Genomic DNA, 16,997 nt, shown 5'->3' on the forward strand with positions numbered 1-16,997 from the left:
TGGATAACTTTTAGTAAGGCAAAACCCAATTAACAGGATATGAGTGAGTATTTACTCTGTCTGATAATAGGGCAAAAACGAGTTACAGCCACCCGCCAGAGCTTCTTCGAATTGTGCTTTGAAATCCAACGAACATTTAACCTATCCGAAGACGACGTTAAGTTCCTTTTATTTGTATTTTAACGTCGTCATTGCTAGTTGCTTTTAGATCGGTTGATTAAAGGGTTAACACCCAAGCGAAAGCGGCTAGGGGTTTTAATTCTGCACTCAAGTAACCTATGCCACTTTCCACATACAGCGTCTGTTGTTGGACGCCTTCAATATGTTCTTTGAGCGTATAGCTTCCGTCAGCGATGCCTAGTTTTTGAATAACCTCTGCCGTCACCTTCAACTGAATGTGGTCTGTTTTGCTTTGGCTGAAGTTAGTCGCGGCGATAATCAGTTCTTGGTTATCAAAACGCAAGAAAGCATAAACAGAATCACTTAGCTGATTGGATTGGTGTAAATCTTGGTACGCTCCGGTCATCGATGAATGGTTCAGTGAAAACGTCATCACTTGTTGGTAGAAGAGTCTGAGCTGCTTTTCATCATCGTTGAGCTGCCCACCATCGAACTTTCCTCCGTTCATCCATTTTTGATGTTGAGGAACACCGATGTAGTCAAATATAGACGTGCGAGAAGGTTGCCCAAAGCCTGCGTTCTCCGCGCCCGATTCGCCGACTTCTTGCCCGAAGTAAATCATGGTGGGAGAGCTACTTAATAGCGCACTGACTAACATGGCGGGTTTCGCTATGTGAGGGTTACCAATAAACTCTGGAGACGCGACACGCTGCTCATCGTGGTTGTCTAAGAAGTGCATCATGTGGTGTTCGATGTCCATCATTTGATGTTGGATCTCAGGGATGATTGCCGTTGAAGCCTTACCTTGCATGATTGCTTTTAGGCCGTCATAAAGATCGACTTTGTCATACAGGTAGTCCATTTTACCTAAGCGAATGTAATCACGATAAAGGTGCGGTTGATACACTTCCGCCATCAAAAAGGCGTCTTGATTCTTTACTTTGATTGATGAATTGAGATAGCTCCAGAATTCGACCGGTACCATTTCTGCCATATCGTAGCGAAATCCATCAACGCCTTTTTCTAACCAATATAAGGCGATATCTCGAAACTTAACCCATGAATCCGGCACATCAACGCACTGCCAGAAATGGTAGTGGGCGAGGTGATCACGCGTTGCGTAATCACTCGGTAACTCGGGGAAGTCTTTTGAATCGTCTGGTCGCACGCCATAGTTAATCTTTACGGTTTCATACCAATCGTCGAAGTTAGGTTTGCTCAAGCGCGATCCGTTTCCTGTCCATTTGGCTGGGGATTCAACAAACGGTGAGGCCAAACTCGGGTGTTGTTCGCCACCAAGAGGAATGAACGCAGGTTCGATCTCGGGCAGTTCAAATACGCTGTCAGGGATGTAATAAAAGTTATTGTTGCGATGATACTCAACCGTCGTGTCATCTTGATCGCCAAAGTCACGCACGCCTTCTGGGTTATTTAAGCCTTGGTAATTTCGGGCAATGTGGTTAGGGACGATATCAATGATGACTTTCAAACCATTGTCATGGCTTCTTTTGATCAAGGCTTCGAATTCCTGTAAACGCTGCGCTGGGTTGTCAGCAAGATCTGGGTTTACGGAGTAGTAATCTTTGACGGCATAAGGTGAGCCAGCCCGTCCTTTTACAACGCTCGGATGATCGTCTGAGATGCCGATGTGCTTGTAGTCGTTGATCACTGCATGATGTGGTACTCCGGTGTACCAAATATGAGTGATGCCGAGATCTCTAATTTCTGTCAGCGCTTTATTGGTGAAGTCACTGAACTTGCCCACGCCATTTTGTTCAATGGTTCCCCAAGGTGTGTTCTGTGTATTTTGATTGCCGAACAAACGGGTAAAAACTTGATAGATTGAATGTTTCTTGTTGTACATACTTATATTCCATCTTGAGAAGTGGAGGTGTAGGGCTTTGTCGTTGAAGCTGTGCTAGACGTTATGTTTGATATAGACGTTATATTTGGTATAGAAGTTATCGTTAAGAGGCTAGCTCAATCAGAATGCGGCTTTATCCTCCTTGGGTAAGAAAGTCGGGGCGTAGTTGCTGTGGTATGTGAGCGGCTGCTCAAAAAAGGGGAGGTTAATACCTCCCCCTCGCTCTTCCCCAAAAAAACAGGCTCGTCTGTGATGATTATGTGAATGTGAAGCTTATTGTTTCGTCACAGATACCACGGCTTTTTCTGCGCTGTCATTGAGTTGATGAATCGCATTCAGTGTGAATGTGTAGTTGCCGGCTTCGGTTACATTCAACTTACAGTCGCCTTCGCTGCCAATGTTGATCGAGCCCTGAGCTAAGTCGACGGAGTGACAGCCAATATCCAAGATACCCCAAGTAGAACCGCCAAACTTGAAGCCATATTCACCCACAGCCAAAGCGCCAGTGACAGAGTAAACGCCGTTACCAACGAAGTTCATCGCCCAAGCGTCCGTCGGGTTCCATCCGTTCATTGCACCACGTACATAGACGGTCGTTTTGCCATATGGCGGAATCTTAGATACGTCCTTTTGTGAGTTATCAACCGATAACCCAGCACCTTGTGATGCGCCTTGAGTTTGCACAAACACAGCGGTGGTTAATGGCGGTACGGTGAAAGTCTCAGCGGAAAAGGTGGCGCCTTTCACGATGTCATCGGCAGAGTTCTGCTGAATGGTATGGAGTGTAAAGCCCGTTGCTCCCGTGATCTTGAACGATTGAGATTTACTCGTTGAGTTTATAACAACCACAATCGCATCAGCGGTAGTATCTAGGTCTTTGCCCGTGGAGATTCCGTCATCAATAGACATCACGATCAGGCCTTCGATTTGATCTTTGCCTACATTGCGGAAGTCGACACGCTTCATGACTTCTTCTGCTGTGTCTAAGCGGAACAGTTCACTTGAGCTGCGGATTTTTAATAGCTCTAGGAATTGCTGCTTGGTTAGGTCAATGTCTTCTTTTACTGGTTTAGCCGTGCTGTCGGCAATGATGGTTTTGATGAGTTCCCAGTTGGCACCATCTTTGTCTTCACGAGGTAAGCCAACATTCCAGTTATTGCCAGTACCATCAAACATCACACGGTTGTACCAATCGCCAGAGTCGTAAGAATCACGCTGCATCGATTTAGAACGTAACAGTTCAGAACCCATGTGTATGAACGGGATGCCTTGACCCAACATGACGGTCGAGAGCGATACCGACTGCATACGAGCGCGTTCTGCAGAGCTTGTACCTTCGGCGATTTTGTAAGCGTTGTTATCCCAAAGCGTTTGGTTATCGTGCTTGGAAACGTAAGAGATGTTCTCTGACGGCATTTTGGTGTAGCCAGCGGGTGCGCCGTTGTAGTCGACGTTTTTGCCCAGTTTGGTATCGCCTTTGTAATCCAGTAATACGTATTCGGCTAGGTTCCCCGCCATGCCTAAGCGCACAAGATCTTGGTTGTGTAAACGACCGTTGACTGAATCTTGATCAACTTTGGTCTCTTCGTTGGCAAACGCGGCGTTACCGAAGCCTTGGTTAAAACGAAGTGGATGCTTACCTTCAGAGTCGACACCGCCATCAAATGGGCTACCGCCTCGCACTGCATCACGCAAACGGTCAGAGAAGGTGCCAATTTCGGTGCCTGCCATGTTGATCTGGTTGGCTTGCTCGAAGCGAGCGTTGTTTGCTACTTCGCCAAAGTCCCAACCTTCGCCATAGAACAGGGTGTTTGGGTCGATCTTGCGCACTTCTTTCAATGCTTCAACCATTACACTTTTTGGCTGGTGGCCCATTAAATCAAAACGAAAACCATCAACCTTATAGTCGTCAGCCCATACCTTGAGTGAGTCGACCATCAACTTACCCATCATTAGGTTTTCAGTTGCGGTGTTATCACAACACGTTGAGCTTTCCACGCCACCTGTGTTCACATTCAGGCGGTGATAATACCCAGGGACGATCTTATCCAGTACGGACTTATCGTTCACGCCAGACGCATTGGTATGGTTATAAACCACGTCCATGATCAGTTTAAGATCCATTTCGTGCGCAGCTTTAACCATTTGACGGAATTCAAGAATACGCTTTGAACCGTTAGGATCTGTCGCGTAACTTCCCTCAGGAACGGTGTAATGAAATGGGTCGTAGCCCCAGTTGAAACTATCAAGCATACGCAGATCGTTCATTAGAGCTTGGGCATCGCCTGTTGAAGAGTTATAGCTGTTGAGTACGGTTTCGATGGTTTTGTTTTCATCTTCGGTGCCACATAAAGTCGCCGTTGGTTTTACGTTACAGAGTTTGCCGACGGTGTCGGTGATATCCACGCGGCTCGCGTCATCTTCATTGATGGTGGCGATATCGAATGCAGGTAAGATATGAAGCGTGGTTAAGCCGGCATCTTTCAGAGCTTTCAAGTGTTTGACTGATTCACGGTCAGGTTCTGTTAGCGCTAGGTACTTGCCGTTTAAGTTCGCGGTACCTAACTTATCACTGAAGCTAAAATCACGAAGGTGTGATTCGTACAGTACGTGGTCTTCGTCTTTCTTCACCGTTGGGCGCTTATATCCAGCCCAACCTTGTGGCATCAGTGTTGCTTCATCAAGGTCAATCACTTGAGAGTATGCTGAATTCTTCGACAAGCCGAGTGAGTATGGGTCGGTCACAAGGCGAGTTTCGATATTACCAGTGGTTGGGTGGTAGACCTTCACTTGGTAACGGTAATAACTGTTCACGGCGTTAGAAATTGAATCCGTTGCCCAAATGCCTGATTCCAAGTTTTCGGTCATTGGGAGCACTTTAGAACTTTGTCGGTCTTCGCTGTAGAGGACGAGTTCAACATCTTGCGCGGTAGGGGCCCAAAGCTTGAAGGTCGTCGTGCTGCCTTCCACAATCGCCCCGAGTGTTTCTCCGATTGCGTTACCGGCCTCTTCGTTGGCAAATACAGCATCAAGTACGCCGGGCTTTTGAACTTCAGTTGAAGAGATAACGTCGCCATTCGCATTATACGCAACAACAATGATCTGAGATTTCAAAATGGTGCGCAGTGTCCTGTCGTCAACATCGATTGATAAAGCGGGTAGGCTTGCTAGGTGACGGAAACGTTCTTTTAATGCAGAGGATAGGGTGCCATCTTTTTTGAGTTCAACGGCCTGCCCACCGACGATCGCCTTGTCATCGTTTATCGTGATGCTGTTATCGAGCGCGTAGAACAACTTGAGAGAATCGGCACCGTCTGCTGCTTCCCAAGCGATTGTGTTTGAGTCTAACCAATGTGCCTTCTGGCCATCAATCTTAACTGGGCGTTCTGAAATCGGTTCGTAGTACAACGCGCTGCTGCCATGGAAACCGAATACAGATTGAGATTGACTCAGTTTGGTGAGATCAATTTTCGAGTTTGCGCTGCCAAACGCTTTATCGCCGCCATTATGCAAGATGAAGTTCATACACTTATGAGGGTCGGATGCATCTGGGTCGACTTTCAATACGTAGTAGGCGCCGTAGGTATCATTGATGCCCTTGAATTCATAAGGTACATCCCAGTCAGTCCCATTGTTACCTAATCCCATGCCGACTAAGTCAGTGCTCGTACAACCTTCGCCATTCCAAAGGTGAAGCCCCCAGCCGTCGTAGGTCGAGCCAGAAGCGCGAGCCGCTGCAACATCTCGTTTGTAATAAATAACAACTTCGTTTTCAGCGGCTTTATATAGACTATTGCTGTCAGAGTTTGTTTTGCTAGTGTCGCTTCCACAGCCTGCTACCAAGGTCGCGGTGACGATAGGCAATATCGCCTTGGCTAAAGCTGAACGTTTGAAGCTGTTTGTTTGCGCAATATTGAAGCTCTTTGTTTTTGCAATCTTCAAGGCACTTTGTAGAATCTCGTGTTTATTGGTATTTATTTCGTTCACGTTTTGATATCCATATTTTTTACGAAGATGAATATCCTAGGCTTAAGGATGCTCCACTATTTGTGACGCTTATGTATTAAGTTATTTTTAATCCGTAAAAATAGGAAACCTAGTGTCGATATCACGGATTGTGGTGGTTAACGCGCTTTTTTATTGGTTCAATAGCTCATAAAATACAGTTGGTTAGCCATAGGCGTAGAAGATAGGAGTAGTAGCTAAGGGTGATAACTACGCCTTATTTATGTGAGCTTAGTGGCACTTCACTCGCAGGTTGTTTTTTCTATCAAAAAAAGTTTGTAATCATTCGCCTCAAATAGCCTTAGTGAGTCTTTAATGTGGAATGGTGACGCTATGTTGTTCATTATCCAAAGGAGTTGATGTTGTCTTCATCTATTCAAATCGCTATTACTTATCTGTTATTAGTAGCGGTATCTGCGTTGTTTTCAGAAAGTTCAAAATCGCTCTTGGTGTGGTATTTAGTTATCGGAATAGTGACGTTTTTTGTGTACGCGAAGGACAAGAGAGCGGCAATCAATGGTAGTTGGCGTGTACCAGAGAAAACTCTGCATATTTTTTCTGTTGCTGGTGGTTGGTTAGGGGCGTTAATTGCTCAAGATAAACTGCGTCATAAAACGCAGAAGCAACCATTTAGATTTGTATTTTTTGTGACGGTGTCACTTAATGTTGTGGCTTTTGTCTGGACGTTAACACCGAGCGGGCAGGCGACATTTGGTCAATGGCTAAGTGAGATTATTAAGCTCTTTTAAAGAAACGGATGGTTAGCACCGGTGTACTAACCATCAATAGATAAAGTAAGTCGATTAGATCATCGGAATCGTCGATGCTAAAAGTAACCCTGCCATACCATAGTTGAAGCTTTTGATTCGAACGGGCGTTGTTAGCCAATGCTGGAGCTGTTTACCTGCCGCTGTCCAGAATGTCACAGAAGGCAAGTTGGCTAGTGTGAAGATACTGGCGATGATCGCGAGCTCCCACCATGAACTGCCACTGCTATACACTGAAATAGCCGTCAGCGCCATTGACCAACCTTTCGGGTTCACCCACTGAAAACTGGCTGCGCCGATGAAGGTCATTGGTTTAAAAGCCTCAGTACTTTTCGCTTTGCCGCTCAATGCTATCTTAATCGCAAGGTACACGAGGTAAGCAAGACTCAGGTATTTCAAGATTTGGTGAGAGACCGGATAGGCGTTAAAAATCCCCATTAAGCCGAAGCCAACCAATAGCAACATGGCTGCAAAACCCAGAGCAATGCCCAGCATGTGCGGAATAGTACGGGCAAAGCCAACATTGGCACCTGATGTCATGAGCATGATGTTATTTGGACCTGGTGTGAAGGTCGAGACAAACGCAAACAAGGCAAGTGCGCTAAGTTGCTCTAAAGGCATTGTGATTCTCCAGCAGTAAATGAACGAAGTGACTGACCGGTCATGACTTTCACGTGTTGAGAAACATAGTAGGTGGAAAGTGAGGCAATTATGTGCTTTTATTTCCTCAATTATCACTTAATGCACAATAATAAGTACTTATGGATAGATTTGACGAAAGAATATTGCAAGAGCTTAAGTTGGACGGCAGAATCTCCAACATTGAGCTTTCAGAACGAATTGGTTTGTCGGCTTCAGCGACTTTAAGACGAGTACAGGATCTTGAGCGCAAAGGCATCATACAAGGTTACCGCGCAGTTCTGGATAATGGCCTGATGGGTGTTGGCTTTATTGCGTATGTTTCGATTGGCTTGTCGAGCCATAGCAAAGCGGCTCAGCTGGAGTTTGAGCAACACGTCAGTATGGAAAAAGAGGTGGTAGAATGCCACAACATTACTGGTGCCAACGAGTACTTGCTAAGGGTAGAAACCAAAGATCTGCCGGGCTATAAGAAGTTTCATGCCGATGTGCTTGGGGAATGTGCTCAGGTGCAATCTATTACGACTATGGTTGTGATGGATACCCCCAAAGATGAACGCTAGTCGAGTTTTATTTCAGGAGAGGCGCAGTGCCAAATACTAATCAGTTATTGTTGTTCTTAGATGTGGTTCAACAAGGGTCGTTTACCAAAGCGGCAACGTTACATGATATGGACAACTCATCGCTCTCTAAACAGATCAAAAAACTCGAGCAAGATTTAGGTGTTCAGCTACTCAACCGATCTACTCGTTCGTTCTCATTGACGTCGGCAGGGGAAGACATTCTCGCGCAAACCTATGTGCTGAAAGACACGATCAATCAGATACAAGGCATTGCCGACTCGTACCAGTCTGAACCCAAAGGTGTGCTACGAATTACGTCGCCGATCTATTTTGGTCAGCAATACTTGCAACCTATCATTACTCAGTTCATGAGAAAGTACCCGGATGTTCAGATCGTACTTTCGTTGGACGACAAGATCGCCAACATTATTGCAGGGCAGTTTGATATCGCGTTTCGCTTCAGTAAGCTTGTTGAATCCAATTTGATTGCCAAGAAGATTGCCGACAGTAACTTTATGCTCGTTGCATCGAACGACTTTGTGAAAGAGCACGGTAAGCCAAAGACGCCACAAGATTTGCTCTCTTTACCTGCGGTTATCTATACCAATGGTGATATGACGGTTGATCATCTGCGTATAAGTGAAGAGCCACATGGCAACACTTTCCAAAGCCTGACGATTCGTGGCAACTATAAGGTCAGTGATGTTCGTACCATGGTGTCTTGCGTAAAAGATGGCTTAGGTTTTGGCTTCCTTGACCAATCAAATCTGTATGCCTCAATGAAAGAACTGGGCTTGGTTACGTTACTTCCGGATTATGCCATCTCGACGGTTGATACGGCGATCTACGCTGTCTATCCGCACCGTAAGCAGACCAAGCTAGTTAAAGAATTCATCACTACGGTTCAAGACTATATTGGCTCTCCAACGATTTGGGAGAAGATGCAGCAAGGTTAGTCATGTCGCTAGGCCGTAAGCTGATAGATAAGATAGATAAGATAGATAAGGTAGAATAAGTAAAGCCCCAAGACTTATAGAGAAAAAGCGAGCGGGATCACAGCATTAATGGAGTGCAGACGGATAGATACCAGTAGGCTTTTTATCGCTATGTATTCCTGAGATACTGAACAAAGTTCATTTTAGGGCGGATCGTTTTAATAACTGCGCTTTTCCCTGTCATTCAAACATACTGCTCGCTATAGGTTGATTGCTTTCCTGTGTAGGGTGCTATTAGCCGAGTTAGGATAAAATATTTTATGAGTACAATGGGAATCGCAATTGGTGCGACCGCTCTTTCGTTAATACTTATTGCTGTTTGGTTGGTCTCTTTGTCGCTAAGAAAAAAGCGCTTGGAGCAAGAACGTAAAGCTCGCGCTGTCGCTTACCGAAAAGCGATTGAAAAAGCACGTATCCAAGAGCAAAAAGATCGTCAATTTAAGGCTGAAACAGGGCATGTGCCGTCGATTTTATATTTGGCGAAAGAGGCTGAACGAGTCAATCTTAAAGAAGCTCTGTATTGGTACGATAAAGCTGCCCATTTAGACAATGTCAACGGCATGTACGGCATTGTGCGTCTGAGTATGAAGTGCAAAGAAGACCTAATTTTAAGAGAAAAGGCCAATTTTTGGCAGTTAGCGATATCGGCACTGGATAACGATCCGCTTGCAAAATTCGAGGTGGGTAAAGCACTCGTGTTTGGTCGCGGAGTTGAGAAAAACCTTCCGAAAGGCAGCGCCTATATTGAAGAGTCTGCCGCTAGTGGTAACACCGAAGCGATGCTTTTTATGGGGGATTGGTGTTTAGATAGAGAGAACCCAGATTATTCTCCAGAAAGCTCTTTCATGTGGTACAGAAAAGCTGCTGAAAAGAATAACCTAGACGGAAAAATCAAATTGGGTATGAGCTATTTGAACGGTGTTGGCGTTGTCGCTAATCATCGTGAAGCGGTTTACTGGTTTGAAACGGCAGCTGAAAAAAACTGTGCAGAAGCGATGTTTAAAGCCGGTGAGGCGTGGATTGACCATGGTGAACACGGCAATGCTATCGCGTATATCTGGTTATTCTTATCGGCTCATTTTGGCTATGCGGATGCGAGGTATTTGAGAGATAAAGTTGGTGGGGATCTTGGTGTTGATGCTGTTGTGGGGTTACAGGCTCTGACTAAGCCAATAATGACCAAGTTGACGCAAGAAACAATCACCAAGCACTCTATCGTTAAAGCGCTCAACAAGCTCTACAAACGCGATATCCCAGTGCATAAGAAAGTGAAAGAAGCCTCTGACGAAGAGAGTGATGAGTTAGGTGTCGATAAGGCGGTTTTGGATACTGAAGCCTCAAATACTCAAGGTTCAAATGCCAACAATCCCCAACATACGACAGAAAGTCATGATGGTGATAACGCAAGCGCAAATCGAGCATCACAAGATAAGCAAGCTAACTCTAATAGCGGTTCTTTGGACTTTAGCCAACCGGCAGTTGAGTCTAACTGGAAGAGCAATTAATAAACCGTGTTTATGAGTTCTGACCTGTGTTCTGAACATGACTGAAACGAGTAGTTCTACAATTTAAAAAATCCAACGATGTTATATGAGTGTAGATGTTATAACTGACTGTATTAAGCCGCTAAGGTGCCCGTTATTCATACGGTCGATATTATTGACTGCGGCGGGTAAAGCACTCAAACAAAAAAAGGGAAGCATCAGCTTCCCTTTTTGTTTATGTACGATTTGCTTTTTAGAGCTTAGAGCTTAGAGCTTAGAGCTTAGAGCTCAGAACTGTTTAGGTTCAGAGCTGCTAAAGGATTATTGCTCTTTGTTTTGCTCGGCTTTACATACAGCAGCAGTGAACACTACGTCTGTTGAGCTGTTAAGCGCTGTTTCAGCTGAATCTTGAATCACACCGATAATGAAACCAACCGCTACAACCTGCATCGCTACATCGTTTGAAATGCCGAACAGGCCACACGCTAGCGGGATAAGCAGTAGTGAACCGCCAGCAACACCCGATGCGCCACATGCTGATACCGCAGCAACAAGGCTTAGTAGAATCGCAGTGAAGATATCAATCTCAATACCCATAGTGTGTACAGCTGCAAGTGTTAACACTGTGATGGTGATTGCTGCGCCTGCCATGTTGATCGTTGCGCCTAGAGGAATTGATACAGAGTAAGTATCTTCGTCTAGTTTTAGCTTCTTACAAAGGTTCATGTTCACTGGGATGTTTGCAGCGCTCGAACGAGTGAAGAATGCCGTTACACCAGATTCACGAATACATTGCAGTACAAGTGGGTATGGGTTTTGTTTTGTTTTAATAAATACAAGCAGTGGGTTAACCACAAGTGCGATGATCAGCATTGAGCTAAGTAGAACTGCTAGCAGCTGACCGTAGCTTGCCAGAGCATCAAAACCGGTTGTTGCGAACGTAGTCGAAACAAGGCCGAAGATACCGAATGGCGCAAGACGAATAATGAAGCGAACAATGTGTGAAACACTGTGGCTTAGGTCTTCGAAAACCGCTTTGGTTGTTGCAGATGCGTGGTGCAGAGCAAGACCAAGACCGATTGCCCAAGCAAGAATACCGATGTAGTTGGCGTTCATTAGTGCGCTAACTGGGTTGTCTACAAGCTTGAATAGAAGCGTATGAAGAACTTCTGCAATACCTTGAGGAGGGTTAGCACCTTCAGCGCCAGCAACCAGTGTCAAAGTGGTTGGGAACATGAAGCTCAGTACTACAGCAGTCAGTGCAGCAGAGAACGTACCAATCAGGTAAAGCACAATGATTGGACGCATGTGAGTATGCTGACCTTTCTTTTGGTTTGCGATAGAAGCTGCAACAAGAATGAATACTAAAATTGGGGCAACAGCTTTCAGAGCACCGACAAACAGACTACCTAGTAGACCTGCGTCTTGAGCTGCTGAAGGAGAAACCATGGCGAGAACGACACCGAAAACAATACCGGCAAGGATCTGTAGAACGAGGTTTCCACGAGCGATGCGGGCGAACATGTTGTTGTTTTGCATAAAATACCTGCAATTGTTAAATTATTATAGTGATGTATCTTTTTATGAAGTTGTACCAAATCCAACTATACACTAGCGGAATTGGCGGTCATATTAGCGGGATCTAAGAGGGTGTCTAGGGATAGTTTACTTTTAGGGTTATTGTTTGCGCTATGTGGTGTTTTTAGAGCTAAATGTTAAATGAATGTATTAACATTTGGCTATAAATCTACTCGTTGATATTTTTAAGGGGCAATGTTCTGGGCGTTTGGGTATGTAAACTGCTATTGGTAAAATCATTGTGTTCAGAAATAGTCATACAGATACCAAATTGAAATAAAAAAGCCCCACCTGATTAACAGGATAGGGCTAAGTCGTTTCAAATAAAGCTTATAGTCTTTAACTTTAAAGGTTTAGTCAGAAGCTTTCTTAAGATTACGGCTCTCTGATTGCACGGTTTTGTACATCTTAGAAAGTTGTTTACCGTTCGCACGTTGTTCAGCCAATGATGCACCGTTTCTGGCTTGCTCCCTCAATAGCTTTTGATAGTTGGTAAATCTTCTTTCAGACAGCTCACCATTTTCAATCGCTTTACGTATTTTGCACCCAGGCTCGGATTCGTGGCTGCAATCAGAGAAACGGCAGTGCATCGCCAATTCTTCGACATCAGAAAAGGTTTCACTCACCCCTTCAGCACAATCGGCGAGTTGTAACTCTCGCATGCCTGGGGTATCGAGCAATAAACCGCCCGACGTTAGCAAGTGCAGTGAGCGTGATGTCGTGGTGTGTCGACCTTTGCTGTCGTCTTCACGTATGCCGCTCGTTTCTTGTTGAGTTTCGCCAAGTAACGAGTTCACGAGTGTCGATTTACCAACCCCAGACGAACCCATCAAAGCCACAGTCTTGCCCGTTTTACACCAAGGCGACAAAACTTGAGTTGAGTCTTGGTCTAGGCTATTCACCGCTTCGATCATCAGCATAGAATCTAAGCTTTGCACTTGTTGTACTTTGCCTTCGTAGTCGTCACACAAATCTTTCTTGGTGAGTACGATAACCGCTTCAACCTGTGCTTCATTGGCTAGCGCTAGGTAGCGTTCAATACGGCTTAGATTAAAGTCGTTATTTAACGAAACCACGATAAAAACGGTGTCGATGTTAGCTGAGATATATTGCTCAGCCACACGACTGCCCGCGGCTTTACGACTGAAGAGCGATTGACGCTCTAATAAACGGCCGAATTGCAGTTCAGAGTTCAAGATTACCCAGTCGCCAACCGTCATTGCGGGTTGGTTTTGATGGATGGGTAGAACAATTTCGCCTTGCTCTGACGCTAGTGTATAGCCGCTACGATGATGCGCGACGATACGAGCAATGACGGATTGGTCATAGTCTTCGAGTGTCAGTTGTTGCTGAAATACAGGTTGCCATCCAAGTTGTTGAAGTGACATTGGATGAGAAAATGCGTTTTGTGAATTCATGTCTTTTTACCCAGACGAGCGAGCTTTCTTTTCTTGTGAGAGTATTAAAGTCTTATGAGAGCATTAACGTCTTGTGAGATCTCAATTTGTCGATGAGATCAAAAGAGTTAATGAGACCAAAAAGAGTTGCTGAGATTAAAAAGCGTCGAGCGTCAAAAATGTTTTGAGTTTGGGTCGAATTCAAATAGATAGGACCCCGGATTTAGTCATGCGCTATTGGGCATGCAGGTATTGATCACTTACGATCAATAGTAAACCGGGTAAAAGTGTGCGGTAGTCACGGGTGACGAGATGTTGGTCGATCGGTATTTAAGTTTGATTAACCAAACAAATTAACGCGTTACTTTTACTGCCAGTTTTAGTGTTTTCATTACAATCATCTTCTATTCTCCTTGGGTTATTTATGTGTTTAGGCTTTGAATAAAAAGCGAGCTCAGTTTAGCAAAAAGCCACGATGGCGAGAAGTCATCGTGGCTTAAATTATTTCATCGATTGTGAATCTGATTAATGATGATCGTGATTCATCTTTTTCATGCCGCTCATTACTTTCTTAACCGGTGCATCAAAGGTCTGTGTTTCACCGTTTGCGAAGGTCAGCGTCATTTCGATTTGTTCGCCTTCTTTTAGGCTGCTTTTCAAGTCAAACAACATGATGTGTAAGCTACCTGGTTTAAGTACCGCTTCACCATTTGCAGGGATAGTGATCGCTTGAACTTGACGCATCTTCATTACGTCGCCATCAACGATAACATCATGGAGTTCTACCTTTCCTGCTGCTGGTGTTGTCGCAGAAACAATAGCGCGATCTTTATCGCTATGGTTCATCAGAGTCGTGAATACCGCGCTGTTCACTGCTGAAGGCGGGGTTGCACGCGCGTACGCGTCATGAACCATAATGTCGCTATTCGCATGAGCAAGAGGAGTGAGCAATAAGCCTGCTAGAGCAAGTGCTTTTAACTTCATGTTGTTGTCCTTAATTTTTATGTTGGTCTGGGACCTGACTTTTTGTTCGAACTTTATTGGTTAAGTTCTTTATTTTTGTACACGTTGTTTCTCGTCGTTGATGACTTGGTACGCTAGCGCGTTAATGTGTTGATAGCTTCAACAATTGGCGCAGGCGTCAACGTGTGCGGTACTTTAGTAATCAAAGTACCGTCGGGCTTTAAAAAATAGAAATATGAGCTGTGGTCTAGGGTGTACTCCAACTCTGAACCTTCCAGTTTGGTCTTCCTGAAGATAACACCGTAGTTATGTGCCAAAGTCGTTGTCACATCTAACGGGCCACTTAATCCTTCCATCATTGGGTGGAAGTATTGCGCGTATTCATACGAGGCTTCAGCGGCATCACGTTCTGGATCGAGAGAAACAAACATCGGGCGAATCTTGGCTTTTGCTTCATCAGAAATCTGGTTAAGTGCTCCGGCTAACATTGCTAGAGAAGTAGGGCACACATCTGGGCAACGTGTGAAACCAAAATAAACGATACGAACTCTGTCATCGGTTTGATCAAAGACTTCAGTTGGCTGGTTATCTTTACCGAAAAGGGTTGTCGCGGAGAATTGTTGTTTTGCCGCGCGTTGTTTTTGAGCTTCGTTTTGCCCATCAAGATAACTTTTAACGCCAAAGCCAAGGACAAAAGCGACAACCAATGCTAACGACCAATTTCTACTCATCTTGCCATCCTTATTGCCGGGTTTACAGTATCGACACCATCAGTGATCTCACCGATCCATGTCATCTTGTCTAAAGTACATACAGGTAAAATCACATCACCTTCATAGGTATTATTGCCAATGTTTTTTAATTGAAAACGTGCCAAGCCCATTTCCATCTCTAAACCTGCAAGTGACAGCATTAATGTGTCAGAGGCTGCGTCTTCCCAGACCACTTTGATTTTGGTGGGAGCTAAAGGTTGAGCCGTCTCGCGATCAAGTGTCATCGTCACCGTATTTTGTTCACACGATGTGGTGGAAAGCATGCAGTAATCATCTAAGTTAACCTCAGCAGAGGCTCGCTCCATCGCTGATTCAAATTGCTGAATTACTTGCGGCCCATAAAAGCCTGCCACGAGAGCGATCCCAAGAGCAGCCACCTTTAATGCAGAGTGCATGTCGTGTTCTCATCTAATTTTATAAGAGCGGCGATGTTATCATATCCTTCAATATGTGCTTGTATCAAAAAGTAATTTTGTGCGTATGGTAGAACTAAAAAAGCGAAGCCATTGGCTTCGCTTTTGTCTGTTTCATAGGACGTGAGCTTAGTGTTTCTAAGTTCTATCCGCTCTGAACAGGTTCCAGAATTACGTTGACTTAGTCAGCGTTGCGCTCTGCAAACTTCTCTAGCCCTAGAACCAAGGCAATGGCAACAAACATCATCACAATAGCCATTACTAGCTGTGAAGGCTGAGAGGTGACGGCTTCAAAATCAAACGGTGATAAGTTTTCTTGAATCAGCGGAACCTGCTCACCTTTAGAATTCGTACGCCAGCTGATTGTTTCTTTCCACGGCCATATCTTCGGCAGTGTACCGATCATCAAACCAGTCAAGAATACTAATGTGAAGTCGCGGAATGAGCGCAATAACCAAGAAAGTACGTGAGAGAAAGTCAGCAGGCCAATCACACAGCCACCAAGGAATAGGGCAAGTACATCGACCTGAAATTCTTTAACGGCACCAAGTACCGGGCTGTACATACCAATTAATAGCAGAATGAAGCTCCCTGAGATACCTGGCAAAATCATCGCACAGATCGCAATCGCACCTGCAATGAGAATATTGATACTGGTAGGTTCCATTTGCAGCGGCTTGAGCACGGTAATGCTGTAAGCGAAGGCGATACCAAGCAGCAAAAATACGAATCGAATCATATCGCGCTTTTCTACTTGTTTAAGAATATGGAAAACCGACACCAAGATAAGACCAAAGAAAAAAGACCATAGTGGAACCGGGTGGGTGACTAATAACCAAGAAATCAGCTTTGCAAATGTCGCAATGCTCGTGAATACGCCTGCGAACAGTGAAATTAGGAAAAAACCATTGATGTGGCTAAACGCGGCTTTGAAACCTTCACGCTTCCATAGTCCAAGTACGCTAGGGTTAATTCTTCGAATGCTATCTAGTAGCGTATCGTAGATACCAGTGATGAATGCGATGGTTCCGCCCGACACGCCAGGGACAACGTCGGCTGCGCCCATTGCCATGCCTTTGAAAAAAGTACTTAAGTAGTTCATTGCTTCATAGAGTTGAGAGTGATTTTGTGCAGTATACAAACTTTAGTGTAAAAAAAATATGAATATGCCTTTGGCGAGGTGCTTTATTACCTCTTTAATTGTAAGGCAATACGTTGATGTGAACATCTGCCTTACATTTAAAATACAACTGCTTGGCGTCTTATTATTACCGGCTGCAGTGAAACTTGTTTTCTATCTATATTGCATCTTGCTTGCATTATGCAAATGCACTTTGCAATTCGCATCATGAATTAGAGGTTTTTATGCGATGCAGGGCTTATAAAACGGCCGAATTAAAATTGGCACACTAACTGCATTATATACATTGACCCTT

At 44.6% G+C, this 16,997-nt stretch carries 13 protein-coding genes; 4 read left to right on the forward strand and 9 right to left on the reverse strand.

Going from position 1 to position 16,997, the window contains the following annotated elements:
• Window positions 1–217 precede the first annotated feature (217 nt).
• Both K08M4_RS15805 and pulA read right to left on the reverse strand, forming a co-directional pair.
• Entirely contained in the window at window positions 218–1,984 is a 1,767-nt protein-coding gene (locus K08M4_RS15805) for an alpha-amylase family protein (RefSeq protein ID WP_086050565.1), read from the reverse strand.
• A gap of 273 nt (window positions 1,985–2,257) precedes the next feature.
• Window positions 2,258–5,971, reverse strand: a complete 3,714-nt coding sequence (pulA, locus tag K08M4_RS15810; RefSeq protein ID WP_435532567.1) for a pullulanase-type alpha-1,6-glucosidase — start codon at window positions 5,969–5,971, stop codon at window positions 2,258–2,260.
• Between the two features lie 377 nt (window positions 5,972–6,348).
• Here pulA and K08M4_RS15815 point away from each other — a divergent pair, with 377 nt between their 5' ends.
• Window positions 6,349–6,738, forward strand: coding sequence for a DUF1294 domain-containing protein (locus K08M4_RS15815; protein ID WP_086050566.1), 390 nt, complete (start codon window positions 6,349–6,351; stop codon window positions 6,736–6,738).
• Window positions 6,739–6,792: 54 nt separating this feature from the next.
• On the opposite strand, the gene K08M4_RS15820 is transcribed toward K08M4_RS15815, so the two are convergent.
• A complete protein-coding gene (locus tag K08M4_RS15820; protein ID WP_029223178.1) occupies window positions 6,793–7,377 on the reverse strand; it encodes a LysE family translocator in 585 nt (194 codons plus the stop codon).
• Window positions 7,378–7,517: 140 nt separating this feature from the next.
• Between K08M4_RS15820 and K08M4_RS15825 the strand changes: the two genes are divergently transcribed.
• The 3 genes from K08M4_RS15825 to K08M4_RS15835 all read left to right on the forward strand — a co-directional run bounded on the left by K08M4_RS15825 (window position 7,518) and on the right by K08M4_RS15835 (window position 10,458).
• Entirely contained in the window at window positions 7,518–7,958 is a 441-nt protein-coding gene (locus tag K08M4_RS15825; RefSeq protein WP_009845852.1) for an Lrp/AsnC family transcriptional regulator, read from the forward strand.
• A 26-nt stretch (window positions 7,959–7,984) separates the two neighbouring features.
• A complete protein-coding gene (locus tag K08M4_RS15830; RefSeq protein ID WP_086050567.1) occupies window positions 7,985–8,914 on the forward strand; it encodes a LysR family transcriptional regulator in 930 nt (309 codons plus the stop codon).
• Window positions 8,915–9,222: 308 nt separating this feature from the next.
• Window positions 9,223–10,458: a tetratricopeptide repeat protein gene (locus K08M4_RS15835; protein WP_086050568.1), complete on the forward strand. Its 1,236-nt coding sequence runs from the start codon at window positions 9,223–9,225 to the stop codon at window positions 10,456–10,458.
• A gap of 300 nt (window positions 10,459–10,758) precedes the next feature.
• On the opposite strand, the gene sstT is transcribed toward K08M4_RS15835, so the two are convergent.
• From sstT to K08M4_RS15865, 6 genes are all read right to left on the reverse strand, one after another.
• Window positions 10,759–11,976, reverse strand: coding sequence for a serine/threonine transporter SstT (sstT, locus tag K08M4_RS15840; protein WP_086050569.1), 1,218 nt, complete (start codon window positions 11,974–11,976; stop codon window positions 10,759–10,761).
• A gap of 392 nt (window positions 11,977–12,368) precedes the next feature.
• Window positions 12,369–13,433 (reverse strand): ribosome small subunit-dependent GTPase A, encoded by a 1,065-nt coding sequence (rsgA, locus tag K08M4_RS15845; RefSeq protein WP_086050570.1) that lies wholly within the window; start codon window positions 13,431–13,433, stop codon window positions 12,369–12,371.
• A 504-nt stretch (window positions 13,434–13,937) separates the two neighbouring features.
• Window positions 13,938–14,396, reverse strand: a complete 459-nt coding sequence (locus K08M4_RS15850) for a copper chaperone PCu(A)C (protein WP_086050571.1) — start codon at window positions 14,394–14,396, stop codon at window positions 13,938–13,940.
• A 113-nt stretch (window positions 14,397–14,509) separates the two neighbouring features.
• Entirely contained in the window at window positions 14,510–15,106 is a 597-nt protein-coding gene (locus K08M4_RS15855) for an SCO family protein (protein ID WP_086050572.1), read from the reverse strand.
• Window positions 15,103–15,543: a hypothetical protein gene (locus K08M4_RS15860; RefSeq protein WP_086050573.1), complete on the reverse strand. Its 441-nt coding sequence runs from the start codon at window positions 15,541–15,543 to the stop codon at window positions 15,103–15,105. Before K08M4_RS15860 ends, K08M4_RS15855 begins: the two co-directional genes overlap by 4 nt.
• A gap of 199 nt (window positions 15,544–15,742) precedes the next feature.
• Window positions 15,743–16,663 carry a polyprenyl-phosphate transporter gene (locus tag K08M4_RS15865; protein WP_086050574.1) on the reverse strand — a complete coding sequence of 307 codons (921 nt, stop codon included), beginning with the start codon at window positions 16,661–16,663 and terminating at the stop codon, window positions 15,743–15,745.
• Between the last annotated feature and the right edge of the window lie 334 nt (window positions 16,664–16,997).

Origin of the sequence: Vibrio syngnathi (genome assembly GCF_002119525.1) — a bacterium.
Taxonomy (GTDB): Bacteria; Pseudomonadota; Gammaproteobacteria; order Enterobacterales; family Vibrionaceae; genus Vibrio; species Vibrio syngnathi.